Below are 23,355 nucleotides of genomic sequence, written 5' to 3' on the forward strand. Positions count from 1 at the left end.
GCCACTAAGCATAGCAGAAAACTTATTGAGTTTCTACTTGTGTGTCAAAATAAATACTTGGAAATTTTCTCTAAAGTTTTGTCAAGAAAATTGAAACATTTAGTTAAGCGTAAACGATTGCGTTAGACTGAGAGTAAGTGATTGTATTTTTTGGAAGGAGAAAAGAAGTATGAATGATTTAGAGATGTATCGCAGGCTATTAGCGATTGCTGAAGCAGGATTGTACTATGGAAAAGATGAATTTGACAAAGAGCGGTATCAAGAGTTAAAGAAGCTTTCTTTGGAGCTACTGAGCAAGGTGGGGAAGGAGTCCGTTGACGAGCTAGCTCAATTAACAGAAAGAAATGAAGGATACCCGACACCTAAAGTTGATGTTCGCGCGTATATTAAGGAAGAAGCTAAAGTGTTGCTGGTTGAAGACAAAAAAACAAAAGAATGGGCGTTACCAGGTGGTTATGCCGAAGTAGGTTTGTCTCCAAAAGAAAATATTCAAAAAGAAGTATTAGAAGAAACCGGATTAATTGTTCAAGTGAATGATTTATTAGGTGTTTTTGATACGAATTTGAGAAAAGATATTCCGCAAGTCTATCAATATTATAAACTGATTTTTAGTTGCTCGATTATCAAAGGTTCTTTTGTTGAAAATAACGAAACTTCAAATATGGCTTTTTTTGCATTAGATAGCTTACCTAAACTGTCGGTAAAACGAACAACGAGAGAACAACTAGCGTATTTGCAGCAACAAGAGAACACTTATTTTGAGTGAAGTAATTCAAACCATTGAGTCAAATCAATTAGCAGATGAGCGGATTGATTTGGCTCTTAGTTAATCAAAATAAATTGTTGCATTTACAACAAATAAGAGTAAACTAGAAAATAAATAAGTGAAAAGAGGGGTTTAATTGGTAGAGATTCTTCGAGATATTGGTGTGATTGCTCGAGCATTGGACTCAATCAGTAATATTGAATTCAAAGAAGTTGATTTGACACGTGGGCAGTATCTTTACCTGGTTCGAATTTGTGAAAATCCCGGAATTATTCAGGAAAAATTAGCAGAAATGATCAAAGTAGATCGGACAACAACTGCTCGTGCCATTAAAAAATTGGAAAAAAACGGGATGATCAAGAAAGAGCAAGATCAAGAAAATAGAAAAATAAGACATCTTTACCCAACAAGTAAAGGAAAAACTGTTTATCCTTTGATCATTCGAGAAAATGAGCATTCAAATCAAGTTGCGTTACAAGGGATTACAGAAGAGGAAGCACAACAACTGAAAACTTTATTAGAAAAAGTGAGTGCAAACGTAAGTGATGATTGGAATTTTGTAAAAAAAGGAAATAAACGAATTTATTGAAAGGAAATCTTATTTTATATGGAAGAAATAACGCTAAAAAAACTAACAGAAGACGATGCACAACAACTACAAACAATCAGCATTGAAACGTATGTAGACACATTTGGAGAATTCAATACAGCAGAAAATATGGCGACTTATTTGGAAGAAGCTTATGAAATCGATAAGTTACGTCGAGAATTAACTACGATTGGTTCGGAATTTTATTTATTAATGGTGTCCGATATCCCAGCAGCTTATCTAAAAATTAATATTGATGAACAACAATCAGAAGAGATGCCAGCAATCTTTTTAGAAATTGAACGCATTTATGTGCGAAAACAGTTTAAACGTATGGGCCTAGGAAATCGTTTGATGGAACTAGCGATTGCTAAAGCGAAGGAAAAAAAGAAAGAAAAAATTTGGTTAGGTGTTTGGGAACACAATAAAACAGCATTAGCTTTTTATGATAAATGGGGATTTACTCATTTTAGTGAACATATTTTTTATATGGGTGATGATGCACAAACAGATTATATCTTTGTCAAAGAACTTCTTGGAGAGGATGAAAAGTGAAATGAAAAAGGTGATAGTTGATACAACATTTTGGGAAGTTTTTCCGGAGGCGACGATTGAACTACTAGTTATTGAAGGAATGAATAATCAGGTTGATCTGTCCAATGAACCGGGATTTACTCAGTTACTGGATCAAGCGGCGAAAAAAGCACAAGTTTATCTAACGGAGGAGCCATTTAGTCAAAATGAAGTGATTGCACAGTGGCGTAAAGCTTTTACGAAATTCAAAACTAAAAAAGGCGCACGTTCATCAATTGAAGCTTTATTAAAGCGAGTTAGCCAAGGCCGCAAATTTTTGCCAATCAATCCATTAGTGGACTGCTACAACAGTATTTCTTTAGAATATGGTGTGCCATGTGGGGGCGAAGATCTAGAAAAAATCAAAGGTCATTTACAACTGGGAAAAGCAGTTGGTGGCGAAAAATTTTTGCCTTTGGGTGCACTAGATGATGCGCCGGCTTTACCAGAAGAACTAATTTATTTTGATGAAGAGGGCGCAATTTGTCGGTGTTTGAATTGGCGTGAAGCACAGCGAACGATGCTGACGGAAGAAACCACAAAGGCAGTCTTGGTGATTGAGTCAATCAATGAAGCGCAGGCATTTCGTGGCGCACAAGCAATGGAAGCTTTGAAAGAATTAACGGAGAAAACGTTCAACATAACTGGAAAAAGAAGTACGTTAACAGCTGAAAACCCTGAAACGGTTATTCAATAAAAAAACTAATGTTAGTATGATCGTCTTAAATGAAAGCTTAGGCTGGAAAATGTTCGTGTTTTGCTGATTATTCTAAATTTTGGTTTACTTATGTTGCTAATTATTATATGATTAAACACGTTGTTTTAGTGTTTAATCATTTTTTTGCGGACTTATTTTTTAATGTTCGGATTTTTAGGAGGATGTCAGATGAAGGAAAAAATACTTTCCTACTTCGAGCTAGAAAAGCTAAATACTACGGTCAAACGTGAGGTGTTAGCTGGTTTTACTACGTTTATTTCGATGGCGTATATTTTATTTGTTAATCCAACTGTATTGGGTGCTTCTGGTATGGATGAAGGAGCGGTCTTTACAGCAACGGCCTTAGCAAGTGCGCTGGGCTGTATTTTAATGGGCGTTTTAGCACGTTATCCGATAGCAACTGCACCAGCACTAGGAATTAATGCGTTCTTTGCTTATTCTGTTTGTTTGGGAATGGGTATTCCTTGGGAAACAGCACTAGCAGGGGTATTTGTAGCTTCGTTGATTTTTATAATCATTACGATTTTTAAATTACGTGAGATGATTATTGATGCGATTCCAGCAGATTTAAAGTATGCGATTTCTGGGGGAATTGGTTTATTTATTGCTTTCTTAGGTTTAAGTGAAGGTGGAATTATTGTAGCAAATGAATCAACATTGGTAGGCTTAGGACCGTTGAACGTGGGATCTACTTGGTTGACTATATTTGGTTTGGTAGTGACAGCTATTCTATTGGTTCGTCGTGTTCCAGGTGGAATTTTTATTGGGATGATTGGAACCACATTACTTGGTTTAGTTACTGGTTTGATCCAAATGCCAACACAAATCATTTCAGCTGCACCAAGCTTGAAACCAACATTTTTGGTTGCTCTGAAACACATTGGTGACATTAATTCTCTACAAATGTGGGTCGTTGTCTTAACTTTCTTATTAGTTACTTTCTTTGATACAGCCGGAACTTTAGTTGGTTTAGCCAATCAAGCAGGCTTCATGCGAGAGAACAAAATGCCTCGAGTTGGTAAAGCGTTGGCAGCTGATTCAACAGCAATGTTAGCTGGCTCATTGTTAGGAACTTCGCCAGTTGGCGCCTATGTAGAATCTTCCGCAGGGATTGCCGTGGGCGGACGCTCTGGTTTGACTGCTATTACAACGGGTGGATTTTTCTTGCTAGGTTTGTTCTTCTCACCTTTATTAGCAATCGTAACACCACAAGTTACGGCACCAGCATTGATTATTGTAGGTGTACTGATGGCTCAGTCACTTCGCCAAATTGAATGGGGAAAAATGGAAATTGCGATTCCTTCTTTCTTGATTTTGATTGGTATGCCATTAACTTACAGTATCTCTGATGGGATTGCGTTAGGATTTATTTTCTATCCAATCACAATGATTGCTGCCAAACGTGGAAAAGAAGTTTCGCCTATCATGTATTTATTATTCTTTGTTTTTATTGGCTTTATGTGGATTTTAAATGTGAATTAGCAGATAAATCATGGTCTATTTGTAAGTGAAATAACTTACAGATAGGCTTTTTTCTTAATTAAAACAGAAGAAAAGATACAATTTATTGATTTGTAGGCGTTTTATTAGTAAAATTGTGATGAGTAAAACTAACTCACAACAATTGGAGGTAACATCATGAAACACACAAAATTAGCAACAACAGTCGTAACTTTGGCAGCAGCAGGAATGTTTTTAACAGCTTGTGGCTCAGATTCAGATAAAGGAACAGCAGCATCTTCTTCAAGCACTGCTTCAACAACAGAAGTAGTTTCAGGTGCATCAGTAAGTGATAAAGCAAGCGACTTAGAAAAAGCATTAGGTGCTGACGGTAACTGGATCGTTGCAACCACTGCAGACGTTACATTTGATAACGACGTAACCGTTGCTGGTGAATTCCACGATAAAGGTGAAGCAAGTAACGATATCTACCGTAAATTTGCTTTGTATGCACAAGATGATAAACATACAGTAACAGATGAATATACAGTAACAGTTCCAACATTGATCGTTGAATCAGAAAACTTCAACATCGTTCACGGAACAGTTAAAGGAAACATCGAAGTAAAAGCAAACGGCTTTGTTTTAAACGGTGCGAAAGTTGACGGAAACATCACATTTGAAAAACAAGAATATAAAGATTCTGCTGTTTTAGATGAAGATGGTGCATCAGTAACTGGTGACGTAACAGTCGCTGAATAAAATGATGTATTTAACTAAATAACATCTAGCTTTTTCACCAAGTGATCTTGGTAGAGAGAAGTAATCCAGAGGAGAAGTCCTCTGGATTTTTTTGTGTTGTGAAGAGATGTTAATTGATTCAAAAATTGTTATCGTTAACATTCATCACGAATATTCTTTCTAGTGATTGTTGTGAAAGGCTTTTTGGTTTTTTTAATGAAAAACGACAAGAAACGGTCTATTTACTATTTGATTTAGTCACGCTACAATTCAATCAACAAGATTTAAAGGGAAAAAGCTAATTTAGTTGAACAAAAACGTAAGCGATTTCTTTTTTGCTTTAGTAAATGTGCAGGAGGAATGAATATGAGTGAACAGTGGTGGCAACGCGCAGTCGTTTATCAAATTTATCCACGTAGTTTTCAAGATACAAATGGAGATGGAGTTGGCGATTTACAAGGAATCATTCGGCGATTAGATTATTTAGAAAATTTAGGGATTGATGCTATCTGGCTTTCACCTGTTTATCAATCACCGAACGACGATAATGGGTACGACATCAGTAATTACGAAGAAATCATGAGTGAATTTGGCACGATGACGGATATGGAAGAATTGATTGCAAAAGGAAGAAAGAGAAATATCCGAATCATTATGGATTTGGTAGTCAATCATACCTCAGATGAACATGCTTGGTTTGTTGAAGCACGCAAGAGTCCAGAAAATCCTTATCGTGATTACTACATTTGGCGTGACCCTGTTGCCGGTCAGGTGCCTAATGAGCTGCGTTCTACTTTTAGTGGTTCTGCTTGGGAATTTGATGAGGCATCAGGACAATATTTCTTGCATTTATTTAGTAAAAAACAACCGGATTTAAACTGGGAAAATGAAAAAGTCCGTCAAGAAGTCTATGACATGATGAATTTTTGGATTGAGAAAGGCGTCGGCGGATTCCGAATGGACGTGATTGACTTGATAGGCAAACTTCCAGATCAAGAAATTACAGGAAATGGACCAAGACTTCATGAATATTTACAGGAAATGAATACTGAAACGTTTGGTGGAAAAGATCTCTTAACGGTTGGCGAAACATGGGGTGCCACGCCAGAAATTGCGAAGCGATATTCTGATCCAAAGCGAAATGAACTATCTATGGTTTTCCAATTTGAACATGTTGGCTTAGACCAACAAGCAGGAAAAGAAAAATGGGATTTAGCACCATTAGATTTAACCAAATTGAAGGAAGTATTGTCAAAATGGCAAACTTCTTTAGGAAACGAAGGATGGAATAGTTTATTTTGGAATAACCATGATTTGCCGCGAATCGTTTCAAGATGGGGAAACGACCAACAGTATCGAGTAGAGAGTGCCAAAATGTTTGCGATTCTTTTGCACATGATGAAAGGGACGCCGTATATTTATCAAGGAGAAGAAATTGGAATGACGAATTATCCGATTTCTGACATTTCAGAAGCAGAAGACATTGAAACCATCAATATGTATCATGAACGAATTGAAAAAGGCTATACCAAAGAAGAAATTATTCGGTCAATCAATACAAAAGGACGAGATAACGCACGTACCCCCATGCAATGGGACGACAGTCCAAACGGTGGGTTCACTACAGGAACACCATGGTTACATGTGAATCCAAACTATCAAGTGATCAATGTGGAACAAGCATTAACAGATTCGAGTTCGATTTTTTATACCTATCAGCAATTGATTGCTTTACGAAAAGAACATGACGTTATTGTGTGGGGGGAGTATGAATTAGTGCAAACATCCACAGAGATTTTTGCTTATTTACGTAGTTTAGGTGATGAAAAATGGCTGATTGCATGCAATTTATCTGAACAAAGTCAGACACTTTCAGTTCCAAAAAGTAAAGAAATTATTTTAACCAACTATGAATTGACTGAGGTACCTGTTGGGGAAGTGACGATGCGTCCTTATGAAGCGTTTGTGTTAAAGGTTTGACAAGAAATAAACGATAAAAGTCAGGCAGTTCCAATAATTTTAGTGAGCTGTCTGTCTTTATTGACAACTTATTATGAAAAAATAGGTATAGATTTTTGACAAATAATCCAAAGCATCATATGATATGCACACATGATTTTTTCAACAAAGGTATACAATTGTTTTGTAACTTCAAATAACGAAAATTAAGATGCTTGAATCATTTTTTTCGTGAAAAGAAAGAGTAGCTAACAAATGCAACCGGCGTGGTTCAAATCATTGGAAGTTTTTGCTTAAGTAATAATTCTTGATCAGAAACTTTACATAAATTCGCTCCAATTCATTTACAATTCAAACACACACAAGAAAACTTAGTAAAAGAGACGAACTCACCTGAGGGAGAGAAGGATTCTTTTTTTCTGAGTTTTTTTGTTGTTTTTAAGAAAAAATCGTTAAGAAGAGTGATATTTTTGAAACATTTTGGTTGAAATGCTATTCTGCAAATAGGAAGATCAGAAAAGGAGAACATAGATGAAGATTGTAATCATTGGTGGTTCATTCGCAGGAATCCGCGCAGCTCAATTACTTAACGAAGCGTGTCCACAAGCAGAAATCTATTTGATCGAAAAACAAAATGAAATCGGTTTTATCCCAAGTAGCTTTCATCTGCTTTTGACGAAACAAATCGTTGATAAAAAACAAAGTCACTGGATAACAAAAGAAAGACTTGAAGAAACTAGTCGAATCAATGTATTGACACAAAAGTCAGCGATTGGATTAGTTGAAAACGAAGTGTTATTAGACAACGGCGAAAAGGTGCCTTTTGACCAATTGATTATTGCGACGGGTTCAGCACAAAGCTTTAAACGATTGGACGAGGCTGAGGCACAGCATATTTATTCAGTTAAGAGTGGAACCAATTTTACTGAGCTGGAAACAGTGCTCGCACAAGCGGATAAAGTAGCGGTGGTTGGGGGCGGCCAAGTGGGTGTGGAATTAGCAGAAGACTTAACAACTCTAGGGAAGAAAGTTGATCTTTATGAAAGCCGCAACCAGATTTTGTTTCGTTATCTTGATGAACAAATGACAGAGCCAATCCTGAATGAGATGACAAAAAGCGGCATACAGCTTTTCTTGAATGAACAAGTCCAAGTTTTAGCCGATAAAAATGGTGCTATTTTAGAATCTGAAAAACGCAAAGCTCGTTATGATGTAGTTTTATTAGCGAATCATACGCGCCCAGATAACCGTTTGTGGGCAGAGACTATCAAGCTGAATGATGATGGAACGATTTGGGTAGACGACTATTTACGAACTTCACGAAAAGATGTGTATGCTATTGGCGATGCCATCCAAGTAACCTTTCGACCAACACAAGAAAAAATGTATGTTTCGCTAGTGAACAATGCCATTCGAACAGCACAAGTAGTTAGTCAAACAATCAGCGGCAAACCGACGAAAGATGTGGGCACCTACCGACCCGTTGGTAATAAATGGTTTGGTCACTTTGTTGGCAGTGTAGGCTTAACGGAAAGTGAACGATTTTTTTATGCAAGAAAAGTTCGGAAAATCAATCAAGAACATCGTGTTTCGCTGACGAATAATGAAAAGATTTATCTTCAGTTATTAGTTGATCAAGAGACGGATCAGCTGATTGGTGCACAACTTCAAAGTAAATCATCGGTTTTCCGATTATTGGATTTATTGACGATTGCGATTGAGCAGCAGTGGACGCTACAACAACTGGAAGCGCATGAGTTATTTTTCCAACCAGAATACCGGACTCCAGAAACGATTTTGACAGAGATGAGTGGATCTTCCTATGAGGATTGAAGAATTACTAGAAAAGAAGGAGCAACTACAAGTAACAATTTTACGTCAGTTGGTCTTGCGAGGTGGACAGGCATCCTTGAATGAGTTACGTCATGAGGTGGATTTGTCCAAGTCATCCTTTGATTCCTACTTGGAAGAAATTGAACTGATTGGTTTAAGTATGCAAAAAAAAGTAGAAGTTGTTCGAACCGATTATCAAGTAATCTTGTCTTTGGATGAAACAGTAAGTTTGGAACAAATTGTGTTACATCTTTTACAAGATAGCTTGAAATATAAATTACTGACATATTTATTGGAACATCAGCAAGCTTCAATCGTTCAATTAGCAACGGCTTTTTCTATCAGTGAGTCGTCTGTTTTTCGTAAAATTAAAGAATTAAATCTATTATTGAAAGAGTTTGGAATCCAGATAAAGAATGGTCAACTTTACGGAGAAGAACTCCAAGTACGGTATTTTTATTACGAATTATTCCAATTTATTCCTGAAGAACAACGTCCACTTTATCTTCAAAATACACCAGATAAAAAGACCATTATTTTAGGGTTGGAAAATGTGTTAGAAACTAGTTTTTCCGCATTTTCGACTGCCCAACTAGCTTGTTGGGTTGGAATTACGAAGAAGCGATTGGTGAGCGAAAAAACTACTTTTTCAACTTTGCGGGAAAAGAAAAAGCTGTATCAAGAGGACCGGCTATATCAAGCAGTTGACTCGATCTTGATTTTATATTTGAGTCGATTAGCAGCGGATTTAAGTGCATATGAAACACTGATGTTTTATAGTTTTTTTGTTTCTTTTTCTATTTTAGAAGAGGAGACTTTTTACCAATATGAGTTAACCCGAAGCAAAAAATTACCAACTGCGGTTTTGGATACATACATTCGAGAAACAATGTTATGGCATTACCGTCCAAGGAGATTAAAAATCAGTGAAGAAAAGGCTGTGGGGTATCAACTCTCGCAAATCAACAATGAATTATATTTCTTTTATGGTAAATTAACGATTTATGATCGTAAACATTTGCTCGAACAGCAGAAAAAAATGCTTGGTCATTCTTTAAGCAAGTTATTGGAACAACTAAAAGAAACAGCAATCAAGCAGTTACCTGCGAAAAAGTTTGATGCTCAAACGTTGGATAACTTAATGATTTTATATGCCAGCGTTCTGATGATGATTGATTTTTATATTGCTAAATTGGTAGTTATCGGGATTGATTTGACAACGTTACCGATTTACCGCATTGCTTTCCAACAATTTTTATTGAGCGAGCTTAAGGGAATCAGCGGTGTTCAGGTAGAATCGTATCAAGAAGGGAAAAAATACGATCTTATCATAACGTTTAATCAAATCAATAAGGAAGAGAATCGGTATTATCTTTCTGAATTTGCTTCTAGTTATGACATTGTGCGATTGAAAAAACAAATTGAACGCTACAAAAAAGAAAAAAATTAATATCTTTGAAAACCAGATGTATCAAGGGGTTGAAAGAAAACTGTCAAAAATAATTCAAAAAAATCAATTTTTGGCAGTTTCTTTTTTTAAATACATTGTATGATTAGTTCAGTTAAAGAAAGCGTTTGCAAAAAATGGAGGGATAACAATGACAGAATCAACTTACATTATGGCCATTGATCAAGGAACAACGAGCTCACGAGCGATCATCTTTGACAAAAAGGGAAGACACATCGGCAGTTCGCAAAAAGAGTTCACTCAACATTTTCCTCAAGATGGTTGGGTAGAGCACGATGCAAATGAAATTTGGAACTCAGTTCAATCAGTGATTGCAGGAGCATTTATTGAATCAGGAATCAAACCCAATCAAATCGCTGGGATTGGTATTACGAATCAACGTGAAACGACAGTTATTTGGGAAAAAGATACAGGACGACCAATTTATCACGCAATTGTTTGGCAATCTCGTCAATCAGCAGATATTGCGAATCAATTGAAAGAAGAAGGTTATCAAAAATTCTTCCATGAAAAAACAGGATTAGTGATTGATGCTTACTTCTCGGCTACTAAAATTCGTTGGATTTTAGACCATGTGGAGGGTGCGCAAGAGCGTGCAGAAAAAGGCGAATTACTTTTTGGAACAATTGACTCATGGTTGGTTTGGAAGTTGACGGATGGACAAGCCCACGTAACAGACTATTCAAACGCCAGCAGAACGATGTTGTTTAATATTCATAACTTAGAATGGGATCAAGAGATTCTTGATTTGTTGAACATTCCTCGTGCAATGCTACCAAAAGCAACGTCAAATTCAGAAGTTTATGGTCATACACAAGGCTATCATTTTTATGGTAGTGAAGCACCAATTTCAGGAATGGCTGGCGACCAACAAGCAGCATTATTTGGTCAGATGGCATTTGAACCTGGGATGGTAAAAAATACGTATGGTACAGGTTCATTTATTGTCATGAACACTGGAGAAACGCCGCAATTATCAAAAAATAATTTATTAACCACGATTGGTTATGGGATCAATGGCAAAGTGTACTATGCGTTAGAAGGAAGTATTTTTGTGGCAGGTTCTTCTATCCAATGGCTACGCGATGGGTTACAGATGATGCAAAAAGCAAGTGACTCAGAGGAAGCGGCAAGACGTTCAACAAGTGATGATGAAGTCTATGTTGTTCCAGCATTTGTAGGTCTAGGTGCCCCTTATTGGGATCAAGCCGCACGTGGAGCAATGTTTGGGATTACTCGTGGGACGACGAAAGAAGATATCATTAAAGCAACATTACAAGGAATTGCTTACCAAGTGCGTGACATCATTGAAACAATGCAGGCAGATACGGGCATTCAAATTCCAGTATTAAAAGTAGATGGTGGAGCTGCTAACAATGAGTATTTAATGCAATTTCAAACAGATATTTTGAACACACCAATCCAACGAGCTGAAAACTTGGAAACCACTGCTTTAGGAGCAGCTTTCTTGGCAGGTTTAGCAGTAGGTTATTGGAAAGATATGGATGAAATTCGTGAATTTTACGAAGCTGGAAAAATGTTTGAGGTTCAAATGGAAGAACCAAGACGTGAGAAACTTTACAGTGGCTGGAAAAAAGCTGTAGAAGCAACACGCGTATTTGAATAAGGGAGGAAAAACCATGTTCTCAAAGAAAACACGACAAGCAAGTATTCAAGCAATGCAAAAAGAAGAGTTGGATTTACTCATCATTGGTGGTGGGATTACTGGTGCTGGGGTAGCAGTGCAAGCTGCTGCGGCTGGCATGAAGACTGGTTTAATCGAAATGCAAGATTTTGCTGAAGGAACTTCTTCACGTTCAACTAAACTAGTTCATGGTGGAATTCGTTATTTGAAAAATTTTGATGTCGAAGTTGTAGCAGACACAGTTACTGAACGTGCTGTGGTCCAGCAGATTGCACCACACATTCCTAAGCCAGATCCAATGCTACTACCTATTTATGAAGATGAAGGTGCAACGACTTTCAATATGTTTTCTGTCAAAATTGCTATGGATTTATACGATCGTTTGGCTAATGTGATTGGGACAAAGTATGAAAATTATACATTGACGCCAGATGAAGTTTTAAAACGTGAACCATTTTTGAAAAAAGAGGGGTTGTTAGGTGCGGGCGTGTACCTTGATTTTCGTAACAATGATGCACGATTAGTCATTGACAACATCAAAAAAGCAGCTGAAGATGGTGCTTACTTGGTAAGTAAAATGAAAGCGGTTGGCTTTTTGTATGAAGGAAATCAAATCGTTGGCGTTAAAGCAAGAGATTTATTGACCGACGAAGTAGTTGAAATCAAAGCAAAAGTTGTAATCAATACAAGTGGGCCTTGGGTCGATAAAGTTCGTAATATGAATTTCTCTCGGGCAGTTGTACCAAAAATGCGTCCGACAAAAGGGATTCATCTAGTTGTTGATAGCAAGAAATTACCAGTACCACAACCAACTTACTTTGATACTGGCAAGCAAGATGGTCGAATGGTCTTCGCTATTCCTCGTGAAAACAAAACGTATTTTGGAACAACAGATACGGATTATCAAGGAGAATATACTGATCCAAAAGTAACACAAGAAGATGTTGACTATCTTTTAGATGTTATCAATCATCGTTATCCAGAAGCAGCGATTACTTTAGATGATATTGAAGCAAGCTGGGCGGGATTGCGTCCATTATTGATTGGTAATTCTGGTTCAGATTACAATGGTGGCGATAATGGTTCCATCTCAGATAAAAGTTTTAATCAAGTGATTGATGCAGTAACTCAATTTAAAGAAAATCAACTTTCTCGAATTGAAGTCGAAGATGTCTTGAATCATTTAGAAAATAGTCGTGGCGAAAAAGATTTAGCACCATCTGCCATTTCTCGAGGAAGTTCTCTTGAAATCGAACCAGATGGATTAGTAACTTTGTCAGGTGGGAAAATTACCGATTACCGCAAGATGTCTGAAGGGGCATTGACCTTGATTCGCAAACTATTACAAGAAAAATATGACTTGACCTTCAAAGAAATTGATTCAAAAACCTATGCTATTTCCGGTGGCGATTTTGATCCAACAAAACTAGAAGAAACAGTCGAAGAATTAGCAAAAAGCGGTGTGGAAGCTGGCTTGTCTGAAGAAGATGCACGTTATATCGCTGATTTTTATGGGACGAATGCTAAACGAATCTTTGAATTAGCTAAAGAAATGACACCATACGCTGGGTTGAGTTTGGCAGAATCTGCTCGGTTACGTTATGGGTTAGAAAATGAAATGGTTTTAACACCAGGTGATTACTTCATCCGTCGAACAAACCATATGTTGTTTGAACGCGATCAGTTAGATGAATTAAAACAACCTGTGATTGACGCAATTGCTACTTATTTCAACTGGTCTGAAGAAGAAAAAGAACAAGAAACAAGTCGCTTCAATCAATTGGTCGATGAGTCAGATTTACGTGAATTAAAGGAGGAGAATAAATGAGCGCAGAAATGACCCAAATCATGGGAGAGTTTATTGGTACGTTGATTTTAGTATTACTTGGTGATGGTGTCTGTGCAGCTGTTAACTTGAACAAGAGTAAAGCACAAGCGTCTGGTTGGATCGTCATTGCCTTAGGCTGGGGGATGGCAGTAACGATGGCTGTTTATATTTCTGGGTTTATGGGACCAGCCCACTTAAACCCTGCAGTTAGTATTGCAATGGCGATGACAGGTGCAATCGGTTGGAATCTTGTTTTTCCATTCATTATTGCTCAAATGTTAGGTGCATTTCTTGGTGCAGTATTGGTATGGCTATCTTACTTACCACATTGGGAAGCAACGAAAGATCAAGGTGCTATTTTAGGAACGTTTGCCACTGGACCAGCAATTAGAAATTATCCTGCAAACTTTATTACAGAGTTGATTGGGACCTTTGTTTTAGTTTTAGGTCTACTAGCATTTGGTGAAAATACATTTGCTGCTGGAACGAACGTATTTGCTGTTGGAGGCTTGATTTTAGCAATCGGTCTATCACTTGGTGGACCTACGGGATATGCAATCAATCCAGCTCGTGACTTGGGTCCGCGTATTGCTCACGCCGTGTTACCAATTGGTAATAAAGGAACTTCGGACTGGGCGTATTCTTGGGTACCAGTTCTTGGACCAGTTGTTGGTGCCATCGTAGCTGTCGGTGTCTTTTCATTGATGGTTTGATTATTAGACAAATTAAATCGTGAATCTTTATCAGTGTGAGGTGAAAATTTGCCTCACACTTTTTTTGCGGACAAGCATTTTATTTTAACTTACAAAAAGTAAGTTGTATACTGGATGTAATCAAATAAATAGAAAAAGAGGAAAGTGCGATGGCAATTTTAATACCAGATTTTCAATTAACAGCTACGGCACACATCGGAGTAGTTGCATTAAATGTTTCAAACTTAGTAAAAATGACTGATTTCTATGAACGTGTCATCGGATTAACGTTACTTGAATCAACAGAAAATCAAAGTGTTTTGGGCGTGAAAGATCAAGCGCTATTGATTTTAACCAAAATCGAAAATCCATTACCCGTTACTCGAAAAACTGGGTTATATCATGTCGCGTTTTTATTACCTACACGAGAAGCGTTGGGTGATGCTTTACTTCACTATTTACAAATCGAAGCGCCGATTGCGGGTGCTAGTGACCATGGGTATAGCGAAGCATTGTATCTAACTGATCCCGAAGGAAATGGCATCGAAGTTTATCGAGATAAACCGATGAGTGAATGGACGATTAAAGAAGATGGTGAAATCGTCGGAGTAACGGAAGAGTTGGATGGCGATGGTGTACTGGAAGCAGCTAGCCGGCACTGGCAAGGCTTTCCTAAGGGGACGATTGTAGGTCATGTTCATTTAAAAGTTAGTGATTTAGACCAAACACAAACATTTTTTACAGAAGTGCTCGGGTTGAGTTTGAAAAATGATTTTGGTAACCAAGCAAAATTTTTTGCGGCAGGTTCTTATCATCATCATATTGGTAGCAACATTTGGTTAGGTACACATATCCCAGCGATGGAGCCCAATGATCTTGGCTTAAATTACTATACGTTTGAAGTACCACTAGCTGAATTGACTCGTCTAGAGAAACATTGGAAAACAAAAACAATCGACTATGAAAAAAATGAAGAAGGACAATTGATTCTTTTTGATCCAAATGGAATTCAAGTCAGAATCACTGGCAGAAATCCACAGATTGATGCATAAAATTGACAAACTAAAATTCGCTTGCTATATTTAAGTAGAAAATAAATAAACCTAGATGAATGGGGAATTTTTGTGAGTGTAGCAGGTATCTAATTAGTAAGTTGAATAACCAATGAACCACTAGTGGTTTATTTGGTGTGCTTATGAGTGATACCTGTCAGAAGAACATACTTTTTGACCTTTTAAGGATGGGACACAACTTCTAAGCTGTGTTGCGTCCTTTTTTTGTACGAAAAAAGACGTCATAAGCGAATGTGGGTTGCGTTGCTCCAATGAGTTTTGAAAAGGACTTGAAGTAAGTGTTTATTTTGTGCAATGAAATGTTTCTAGGTGTTTATTTATTTTGAGACGGGTATCTCTTCGCAGAAAAGGAGAGAATATGAATAATCAAATGATTGAAAAACTACAATTTAATGAAATCAAAGAAGAAGTAAAAAAACGTGCGATTGGGCAATACACCAAGGAGCGAATTGAACAAACAACTGTTCAAACAAATTTGCAAACTGTTCAGGTTTGGCAAATGGAGACAAAAGAAGCACGAATGATTTTAGAAAGTAACCAACATGTACCATTTATGGGACTTAGTCGAATTGGTTATTTAACAGATCAAGTAAAAAAAGGCTTGATTTTAGCACCCGCAGACTTGGTTGAATATGCTGATTTTTTGAGAAGTAGTCGAATGATTACGAAGTTTTTTGAGAAAAATCAATATCAAACACCCACTTTACATGTGTATAGTAATCATTTGCCAGATTTATTGCCAGTTGAAGAAATGATTTATCAAAAAATAACTAATCAACAAGTAAGCGATGACGCTTCACGAAATTTAAGAAAAGTACGAAAACAATTACAGAATTTAGAAAAAGAAATTCAAGAACGCTTACTAAAAATTTTACGGCATCCGAATCATAAAGAAATGATTCAAGAGGCAATGATTGTTCAAAAGGGTGAGCATTACACGATTCCAATCAAGGCAAGTTATAAAAATAAATTTTCAGGAACGATTATTGAACAATCAAATAAAGGAACGACTGTTTTTATCGAACCCACGGTTATCGCTAAGTCAAACGAGCAGTACCAGTTGCTGAAAGCAGAAGAAATTGCGGAAGAATACCAAGTGTTAGCTGAACTAACCGGGTTACTAGCAGAAGAAGAGCAAGCAATCAGTTTGATTATTGAAACAATTACAGCGTTAGATATCATTTTTGCCCGCGCGAAGTATAGCCGTGAATTACAAGGAATCACGCCACGCGTCAATAAGTCAGAACGAATTTCAATCAAGCAAGGAAAACATCCTTTCTTAGCTGAAAATGCAGTACCATTAGACTTTGAGTTAGGAATTGATTATCGTGGATTGGTGATTACAGGCGCGAATGCTGGTGGGAAAACAGTTGTATTAAAAACAGTAGGATTATTTACATTGATGGCGATGTTTGGTTTGCAAGTTCCAGCACAAGAAGGAACCGAACTTGCTATTTTCGATGAATTATTCGTAGACATTGGCGATCAACAAAATTTAGAAAATGCGTTGAGTACTTTCTCAGGTCATATGCAAAACATTGCAGAAATTCTAAAAAGGGTGAACAGAAATACGTTAGTTTTACTTGATGAAATTGGCAGTGGAACAGAACCAAATGAGGGTGCGGCACTAGCTGTTGCGATTATGGAAACAATGTATGAGCAAGGTGCCTTGTTAGTTGCGACGACCCATTATGGTGAAATCAAAAAGTTTGCTAAGGAGCATGAAGATTTTATTCCTGCAGCGATGGCATTTGATAGAGATGCTTTACAACCGAAATACTTATTACAAGTAGGTGAAACAGGGGATAGCCAAGCGTTGTGGATTGCGAAAAAAATGAAGATGTCTTCCAAACTGATCGATCAAGCACAAACGTATATCCAACAAAAAACGTATCAAACAAAGAAAAAAGACTTTGCTGATTTGGGTCAAATCTTTGAGAATAAAAAGAACGAATTAGCTAAACGGCATTTTGAAAAAGGGGATCGTGTATGGCTAACAGAACATCAAAAAGAGGGACTAGTATTTGAAGATGACGGTTCAGAAAAAGTAATGATTTATTTCAACAACGAAAAGATAGCAGTTCTTCGTCAACGTGTGCAGTTCAGACGAAGTGCAAGTGAACTATATCCTGAAGGTTACGATTTAGATAGTTTGTTTATTGATTTTAAAACGAGAAAAAAACAACGTGATTTAGAAAGAGGATCAAAAAAGGCGCATAAAGAGTTGCTGAAAGAAATGCGTACGCGACAGCATCAAAAGAAAAAAGAAACAGATAGTTACTATCACTAAGAAGCGTAATCCACTACGGTAGTGTTTTAGTAGAGCTTAAGTTAAAATAAAATGGAACAAGTTTTGATAAAGGAGTTGTTAACAGATGAAAATTACGCAAAATTGGCGAGAAGAAATCAAAACAATTCCCAATGGGCTTTCGCTTTTTCGAATCGTTTTGTTGCCGGTATATCTTTATTTTGTTTGGCAACGTTCCTTTTATTTGGCAGGGTTAGTGATTGCTGTCTCAGGATTAACTGATTTTTTGGATGGTTATATCGCGCGCCGTTTCAACCAAATTACTGAATTAGGGAAATTATTAGATCCTTTGTCTGATAAACTTACTCAATTTGTATTGATTTTATCAATGGCATGGTATCGACCATGGATCTGGTTATTGCTGGGGTTATTTGTGATCAAAGAAGGCTTTATGATGATTGCAGGAATAATTGGACTGAAACATGGGGTAAAATTAAGTGGAGCCAAATGGTATGGCAAATTGGCGACAGCAGTGATTTATTTAGGGATGATAATCTTATTAGTATTCCCTCAATTGGCGGAAACGTGGGTAAGTGTAATCTTCGGTGTAATTGCTATATGCTTGATGTTGTCGTTTGTTCTATATGCCTTAGAGTATCGAAAAATGTTACGTTCGACTAAACTTAACTGAATGTTTTATGAGAAGGTTGTGGCGCAAAGCGTCAAGCTTCAAGCAATAAGGATGCTTTTCTAAAAATAGCTTTCCATATTTTTAAGAAGAGAAGACTTATTGCCGAAGAAGTTGCTTTGGGAACACCGTGAATAAAGGTTGTGGCGCAAAGCGTCAAGCTTCAAGCAATAAGGATGCTTTTCTAAAAATAGCTTTCCATATTTTTAAGAAGAGAGGACTTATTGTCGAAGAAACTGCTTTGGGAACACTATTTATTCGGAAGAAAAGGCTGTGACAAAATATTGTCATAGCCTTTTTTTGTGGAGAGGAACCAACAATCTTTATTTTTTAATAATCATATTGATTGCTTGTTCTAGTTTTTTTGACTGTTCTTCAGGATTGGTTTCAGGGTTTTCAAAACAATTTTTAAGATTGTCGGCAACAATCATTCCCATCACCCGATCAATACTTGAACGGACGGCGGTTAGCTGAGTGATGACGTCAATGCACTCTTGTTCATTTTCAATCATTTTTTGAATGCCACGGATTTGTCCTTCGGTTCGTTTGAGACGATTCATGATTTTTTTGGTTTCTTTGGTTTCGTTTTCCAATGTGACGTCCTCCTTTGATGATAATAAATGAAATATACCTCAGGTAGGTATTTTTTGCAAATAAAAATCTTTTTTTCAAAGTTAACAAAATTGTTTTTCTTGACAGTTTTGAAATACTTCTGTTAAATATACCCCATGAGGTATATTTCTAAAAAAGAAAAGAGGGAAAGGAATGTTTTCATTTTTTAAGGTTATTCCGACAATCACTACGCAAGAATTGGCTGAAAAATTACCAACTAATCCTAAAATTGTTGATGTTCGGACAAGTTCTGAATACCGAGGGGGGCATATTCGACAAGCCAAAAATCTTCCTTTAGCGCAAATCAATAATTATCGCGGAAATCAAGAAGAAACGGTTTATGTGATTTGTCAATCTGGTATGCGGAGTAAACAAGCTGTTAAGAAGTTAAGAAAAGCGGGCTATTCTGCTGTGAATGTTCGTGGTGGTATGAATCAATGGCGTGGAACGAAAGTGAGAGGAAAGTAAAATGAAGATTGTTATTATCGGTGGTGTAGCTGGTGGGATGTCTGCTGCTACGAGATTAAGACGTTTGATGGAAGATGCAGAGATTATCGTATTTGAAAAGGGGCCATTTGTTTCGTTTGCAAACTGTGGATTACCTTACTTTGTTTCAGGAGAAATTGATGAGCGAGAAAAGTTATTGGTTCAAACACCAGAAGCATTGGCTGCTCGTTTTCGCTTAGATGTCCGACCAAATCATGAAGTAGTGAACATTTCTCCAGAAGAGAAGCAGGTAGAAGTGGTAGCAAATGGACAGAAAGAAACGGTTGAATATGATGCACTGATTCTATCTCCAGGGGCAAAACCATTTGTTCCTAATATTTCGGGAATTTCAACAGCTGAAAATGTTTTTTCAATCAGAAATGTACCTGATATTGACCGAGTAATGCGTGCATTGGAAGCGAAACCTCAAAAAGCGGTTGTTGTTGGTGCTGGTTTTATCGGTTTAGAGATGGCAGAAAATTTACAAAAGAGTGGACTGCAAGTCACGATTGTAGAGCAGGCGCCACACGTCTTACCAACGCTTGACGAAGAGATGGCAGTCTATGTCCAACAAGAATTAATTAAACAAGGTGTAGCAGTTTTAACAAGTCAATCAGTTGTAGGGTTTGAAGAAAAAGGGAAGAAACTTCGTTTAGCAAATGGTGAAACGTTAGCTTCTGATTTGACGATTTTATCAGTGGGTGTTCAACCAGAAAGTACGTTGGCTGAAAATGCTGGATTAAAACTGGGCTTACGTGGCGGAATCGTTGTGAATGAAAACTATCAAACAAGCAACCCTGCGATTTATGCTGTGGGTGATGCAATCGTAGTCAAACAGCAAATTACTGGTGAAGATGCACTGATTTCGTTAGCTTCTCCAGCCAATCGTCAAGGGCGTCAAGTTGCTGATGTTATTGCTGGGTTGCCGAGAACGAATCAAGGAAGTATTGGAACAGCGATTGTTCGAACGTTTGATTTAGCTGCAGGTTCAACTGGCTTGAGCGAAAAAAGTGCGAAAGCAGCTGGATTGCCAGTGCAAGTGACACATGTGCTTGGAAAAAGTCATGCTTCTTATTATCCTGGTGCAACTGAGTTGTTGTTAAAATTAATTTTTAATCCAATGACTGGTGAAATTTATGGTGCGCAAGGTGTGGGTGTTGCAGGAGTTGATAAGCGTCTAGATATTTTGGCAACAGCAATCAAAGGACAACTGACGATTTTTGATCTACCTGAATTAGAATTTACGTACGCGCCACCGTTTGGTTCGGCAAAAGATCCAGTGAATTTATTAGGATATGCGGCGATGAATATCGCGGAAGGAGTGAGTGAAACTATTCAGTGGCACGAACTTGCAACAGAGCTAGAAAACGGGAAAATTCTTTTAGATGTGCGCGATGAAAATGAGCTAGAAAACGGGAAATTTAAAGAAGCAATCACTATTCCACTAAATGATTTGAGAGAGCGTTTAGGTGAGTTGAATCAAGGCAAAGAATATATTGTGAGTTGTCATAGTGGATTGCGTAGTTATCTTGCGGAGCGTATTTTGAAACAAGCAGGCTTTAAAGTGAAAAATTTAGACGGTGCGTTTGCACTGTATAAAATGGTGTTACCAGAGGAGATTAGTTATGTATAGAAGTATTGGTCCAGCAGAATTTTATCAAGAAACAAAAAAGAAAAGTATACCTGTTATTGATGTCCGTGAATCAGTTGAGTATCAAATGGGGCATGTGCCAAACGCGGAATCATTTCCGTTAAGTGAGCTAGAAGCTGCCAGCTCACAGTTGAAAAAAGAGAAGACGTATTATGTCATCTGCCAATCAGGCGGACGTTCAGCAACTGCTTGTAATTGGTTAGCTTCACAAGGATTTGATGTTATCAATGTAATGGGGGGAACTTCAGCTTGGCCAGATCGTCTGGTTTAGATGGAACTGAATGATAGAATTTAGTGACTGCTTTTCTTTGGCATGTGATTTCAGTAAATGATCTCAGTAAATGATTTTAATTAGTGATTTAAATAAACAGTTAGCTGATAGCTACTCAATTTGATAATAGTGTAAGAGTGGATTGCTAGTAACTTGGTTTTATTAGACAGATTCCTTCGAATGTTTATGTTTCTTTTTCTTGATTTGTTTTATACTAAAACGAATATTGAAGAATAAGGACGGGATCCAGGCATGAAAAAATTTGTTACAAGTCTAGCAGTGACCGTTACTGCTTCGGGATTGTTTTTTTTAGCACAACCAGTCTTAGCAGAAACAACGGGAATAACACAAGCAACTAGCTCGACAAGTATCGAGGACACGGTGACAACGAGTGAGTCACAATCAGCAACACAACCAAATGAGTCAACAGAATCAATGATCACTTCTGATGAAATCGAAAATACAGAATCTTCAACACAGCGATTCGACCTTGATTGGTTTCAAAAGTTGGAAGAACGACGAAAAGAAATCGAACAGTCTTTAGAAGATGCTAAGAATCAATTGAAAGAAAATCAAGAAACAATTCATCAAGATTTGACTGAACTAAAAGAGAACGCACAAAAAAATCATGAACAATTGGAACAAAATTTAGCGCATGCACAAGAAATTGCTGATGCGACACAAAAAGATATTGACGGAAAAATTCAAAAAGCCAAAGAGATTCAAGAACAAATTCATTCATTGGGGACAGACGCATCTACTACTTTAACCAATACACAATCAGATATTGAAACAGCGAGTGCTGAAATTGATGCGAAAATTCAAGATGCACAAGCGGCGATTGAAGACGCAAAGGCAAAGAAAACAGATCTTGAGTCAAGTATCGGTCGAATCAAGTCTATTTTACACTCAGCTGGTTCTAACGTAGAAAACCAAGAAGTTTATGCGGCAGACACGAAACAAAGTGTGGAACCTTTAGCAGCTAGCTCTACGGTAAAAGAGTTACCTAAAACGAATGACGAACAATCAATTGGGTTAGCTGTTTTAGGATTAGGATTGGTTAGTTTCACAGCTATTTTAATGAAAAAAAGAGCCTGAATAGCTTTAGTTAGGCTAAGTAGGAAAAAATTGTTTCTAGTGTTTTAAACGAAAATATGCTAAAATAAGTATAGAAAAAGGAGTTGCGTCAACAACTCCCTAACAGCACCGTTTAAGACGGTGACCAGTAATAATCTTAGAAAATAATCGTCCTGGTTAGAAGCAGTAGACGGTTATTTTTTTTTGTCTTGGTTGACTACTGCTAGGATGCCAAAAATGATCGTTGCGATTAACGAACCGAAACCGATCATTAGCTCCAAAGCTGATTCAACAGGCAAAAAGGCTTCTCCTCTCTCTGGATTTTGGAAGTACGCACATACGCATCCCCCCTCACTTTTAATTGGATAGCCACCGTCATAAACTCTACTGTCGTTTGTTAGTATACCATGTTCGTCAGAAAAAAAACTTGACTTTAAAATAGTCCTGGATGTTTTTTTATAGCACATCCATTCATTTTTAGAAACAGAATAAAAGCATCGCTTTCTCAAAAATAGTCGTTCTTTTGAGAAGCGATGCTTTTGTCTCGTTCTAACTTGTAGAAAAGCTGTTTATCGGGTAGCTACAGCAGTTCCGCTACAAGTAACCATTAACATACCGTTGTCACTACCAAGAACCTCATAGTCCATTTTTACACCAATGATGGCGTTAGCACCAAGGGATTCCGCGCGACGTGCCATTTCAGCTAGCGCTTCTTCTCGAGCTTGTAATAGCTCATCTTCGTAGCTTTTTGAGCGTCCGCCAAATACATTTCGTAATCCTGCACCGATATCTTTAAACACGTTGATACCAGTAATTACTTCACCAAACACGATTCCTTTATAAGCCTCGATTGTTGTTCCTTCAACACTATTTGTAGTTGTTGTAATCAATTCGATCACTCCTTTCTTAGCAAAAGTATAGCAAATTTTTTAATAAAGCGCTCTTTTTCAGCGGAAGTGTTGAAAATATAAGTAAAAATTGCAACTTTGACTCGAGC

At 37.4% G+C, this 23,355-nt stretch carries 22 protein-coding genes; 19 read left to right on the forward strand and 3 right to left on the reverse strand.

Annotated features, from left to right (window positions below; all coding sequences use genetic code 11):
- The first annotated feature begins 169 nt into the window (after positions 1-169).
- The 15 genes from IGJ66_RS01535 (at position 170) to IGJ66_RS01605 (ending at position 18,264) form a co-directional block, all read left to right on the forward strand.
- Positions 170-766, forward strand: coding sequence for an NUDIX hydrolase N-terminal domain-containing protein (locus tag IGJ66_RS01535; protein ID WP_067483134.1), 597 nt, complete (start codon positions 170-172; stop codon positions 764-766).
- A gap of 136 nt (positions 767-902) precedes the next feature.
- Positions 903-1,355: a MarR family winged helix-turn-helix transcriptional regulator gene (locus IGJ66_RS01540; RefSeq protein WP_067483132.1), complete on the forward strand. Its 453-nt coding sequence runs from the start codon at positions 903-905 to the stop codon at positions 1,353-1,355.
- 18 nt (positions 1,356-1,373) lie between these two features.
- Positions 1,374-1,910 carry a GNAT family N-acetyltransferase gene (locus tag IGJ66_RS01545; RefSeq protein WP_067483130.1) on the forward strand — a complete coding sequence of 179 codons (537 nt, stop codon included), beginning with the start codon at positions 1,374-1,376 and terminating at the stop codon, positions 1,908-1,910.
- A gap of 1 nt (position 1,911) precedes the next feature.
- Complete coding sequence (locus tag IGJ66_RS01550) at positions 1,912-2,625, forward strand: B3/B4 domain-containing protein (protein ID WP_430616723.1); 714 nt, start codon at positions 1,912-1,914, stop codon at positions 2,623-2,625.
- 189 nt (positions 2,626-2,814) lie between these two features.
- The gene (locus IGJ66_RS01555; RefSeq protein WP_067483128.1) at positions 2,815-4,128 is read left to right on the forward strand and encodes an NCS2 family permease; all 1,314 of its coding nucleotides are present in this window, start codon (positions 2,815-2,817) and stop codon (positions 4,126-4,128) included.
- A 156-nt stretch (positions 4,129-4,284) separates the two neighbouring features.
- Positions 4,285-4,848: a polymer-forming cytoskeletal protein gene (locus tag IGJ66_RS01560; RefSeq protein ID WP_067483127.1), complete on the forward strand. Its 564-nt coding sequence runs from the start codon at positions 4,285-4,287 to the stop codon at positions 4,846-4,848.
- A gap of 345 nt (positions 4,849-5,193) precedes the next feature.
- Positions 5,194-6,807 (forward strand): glycoside hydrolase family 13 protein, encoded by a 1,614-nt coding sequence (locus IGJ66_RS01565; RefSeq protein ID WP_430616724.1) that lies wholly within the window; start codon positions 5,194-5,196, stop codon positions 6,805-6,807.
- Between the two features lie 510 nt (positions 6,808-7,317).
- The gene (locus tag IGJ66_RS01570) at positions 7,318-8,619 is read left to right on the forward strand and encodes an FAD-dependent oxidoreductase (protein ID WP_430616725.1); all 1,302 of its coding nucleotides are present in this window, start codon (positions 7,318-7,320) and stop codon (positions 8,617-8,619) included.
- Positions 8,609-10,069, forward strand: coding sequence for a helix-turn-helix domain-containing protein (locus IGJ66_RS01575; protein WP_067481503.1), 1,461 nt, complete (start codon positions 8,609-8,611; stop codon positions 10,067-10,069). Before IGJ66_RS01570 ends, IGJ66_RS01575 begins: the two co-directional genes overlap by 11 nt.
- 148 nt (positions 10,070-10,217) lie before the next feature.
- Entirely contained in the window at positions 10,218-11,714 is a 1,497-nt protein-coding gene (gene glpK / locus IGJ66_RS01580) for a glycerol kinase GlpK (RefSeq protein ID WP_067481501.1), read from the forward strand.
- A gap of 13 nt (positions 11,715-11,727) precedes the next feature.
- Positions 11,728-13,560, forward strand: a complete 1,833-nt coding sequence (gene glpO, locus IGJ66_RS01585; RefSeq protein WP_270607977.1) for a type 1 glycerol-3-phosphate oxidase — start codon at positions 11,728-11,730, stop codon at positions 13,558-13,560.
- Positions 13,557-14,273, forward strand: coding sequence for an MIP/aquaporin family protein (locus IGJ66_RS01590; RefSeq protein ID WP_067481497.1), 717 nt, complete (start codon positions 13,557-13,559; stop codon positions 14,271-14,273). The genes glpO and IGJ66_RS01590 overlap by 4 nt, the downstream gene beginning before the upstream one ends.
- Positions 14,274-14,422: 149 nt before the next feature.
- Positions 14,423-15,304, forward strand: a complete 882-nt coding sequence (locus tag IGJ66_RS01595; protein WP_071868604.1) for a VOC family protein — start codon at positions 14,423-14,425, stop codon at positions 15,302-15,304.
- A gap of 379 nt (positions 15,305-15,683) precedes the next feature.
- The gene (locus IGJ66_RS01600) at positions 15,684-17,615 is read left to right on the forward strand and encodes an endonuclease MutS2 (RefSeq protein WP_430616726.1); all 1,932 of its coding nucleotides are present in this window, start codon (positions 15,684-15,686) and stop codon (positions 17,613-17,615) included.
- Between the two features lie 85 nt (positions 17,616-17,700).
- Positions 17,701-18,264 (forward strand): CDP-alcohol phosphatidyltransferase family protein, encoded by a 564-nt coding sequence (locus IGJ66_RS01605; RefSeq protein ID WP_430616727.1) that lies wholly within the window; start codon positions 17,701-17,703, stop codon positions 18,262-18,264.
- A gap of 320 nt (positions 18,265-18,584) precedes the next feature.
- Here IGJ66_RS01605 and IGJ66_RS01610 read toward each other — a convergent pair whose 3' ends face one another.
- Positions 18,585-18,821, reverse strand: a complete 237-nt coding sequence (locus IGJ66_RS01610) for a metal-sensitive transcriptional regulator (RefSeq protein ID WP_067481516.1) — start codon at positions 18,819-18,821, stop codon at positions 18,585-18,587.
- A gap of 205 nt (positions 18,822-19,026) precedes the next feature.
- Here IGJ66_RS01610 and IGJ66_RS01615 point away from each other — a divergent pair, with 205 nt between their 5' ends.
- The 4 genes from IGJ66_RS01615 to IGJ66_RS01630 all read left to right on the forward strand — a co-directional run bounded on the left by IGJ66_RS01615 (position 19,027) and on the right by IGJ66_RS01630 (position 22,379).
- Positions 19,027-19,341, forward strand: coding sequence for a rhodanese-like domain-containing protein (locus IGJ66_RS01615; protein WP_067481490.1), 315 nt, complete (start codon positions 19,027-19,029; stop codon positions 19,339-19,341).
- Between the two features lies 1 nt (position 19,342).
- Positions 19,343-20,992: an FAD-dependent oxidoreductase gene (locus IGJ66_RS01620; protein WP_270346271.1), complete on the forward strand. Its 1,650-nt coding sequence runs from the start codon at positions 19,343-19,345 to the stop codon at positions 20,990-20,992.
- Entirely contained in the window at positions 20,985-21,281 is a 297-nt protein-coding gene (locus IGJ66_RS01625; RefSeq protein ID WP_067481486.1) for a rhodanese-like domain-containing protein, read from the forward strand. Before IGJ66_RS01620 ends, IGJ66_RS01625 begins: the two co-directional genes overlap by 8 nt.
- 252 nt (positions 21,282-21,533) lie before the next feature.
- Positions 21,534-22,379: an LPXTG cell wall anchor domain-containing protein gene (locus tag IGJ66_RS01630; RefSeq protein WP_430616728.1), complete on the forward strand. Its 846-nt coding sequence runs from the start codon at positions 21,534-21,536 to the stop codon at positions 22,377-22,379.
- Positions 22,380-22,552: 173 nt separating this feature from the next.
- On the opposite strand, the gene IGJ66_RS01635 is transcribed toward IGJ66_RS01630, so the two are convergent.
- Both IGJ66_RS01635 and IGJ66_RS01640 read right to left on the reverse strand, forming a co-directional pair.
- A complete protein-coding gene (locus IGJ66_RS01635; protein ID WP_231885371.1) occupies positions 22,553-22,657 on the reverse strand; it encodes a putative holin-like toxin in 105 nt (34 codons plus the stop codon).
- A 270-nt stretch (positions 22,658-22,927) separates the two neighbouring features.
- Positions 22,928-23,248 (reverse strand): putative heavy metal-binding protein, encoded by a 321-nt coding sequence (locus IGJ66_RS01640; protein WP_218658062.1) that lies wholly within the window; start codon positions 23,246-23,248, stop codon positions 22,928-22,930.
- Positions 23,249-23,355: the final 107 nt, after the last annotated feature.

The organism is Enterococcus sp. DIV0176, from assembly GCF_050528535.1.
Taxonomy (GTDB): domain Bacteria; phylum Bacillota; class Bacilli; order Lactobacillales; family Enterococcaceae; genus Enterococcus_B; species Enterococcus_B thailandicus.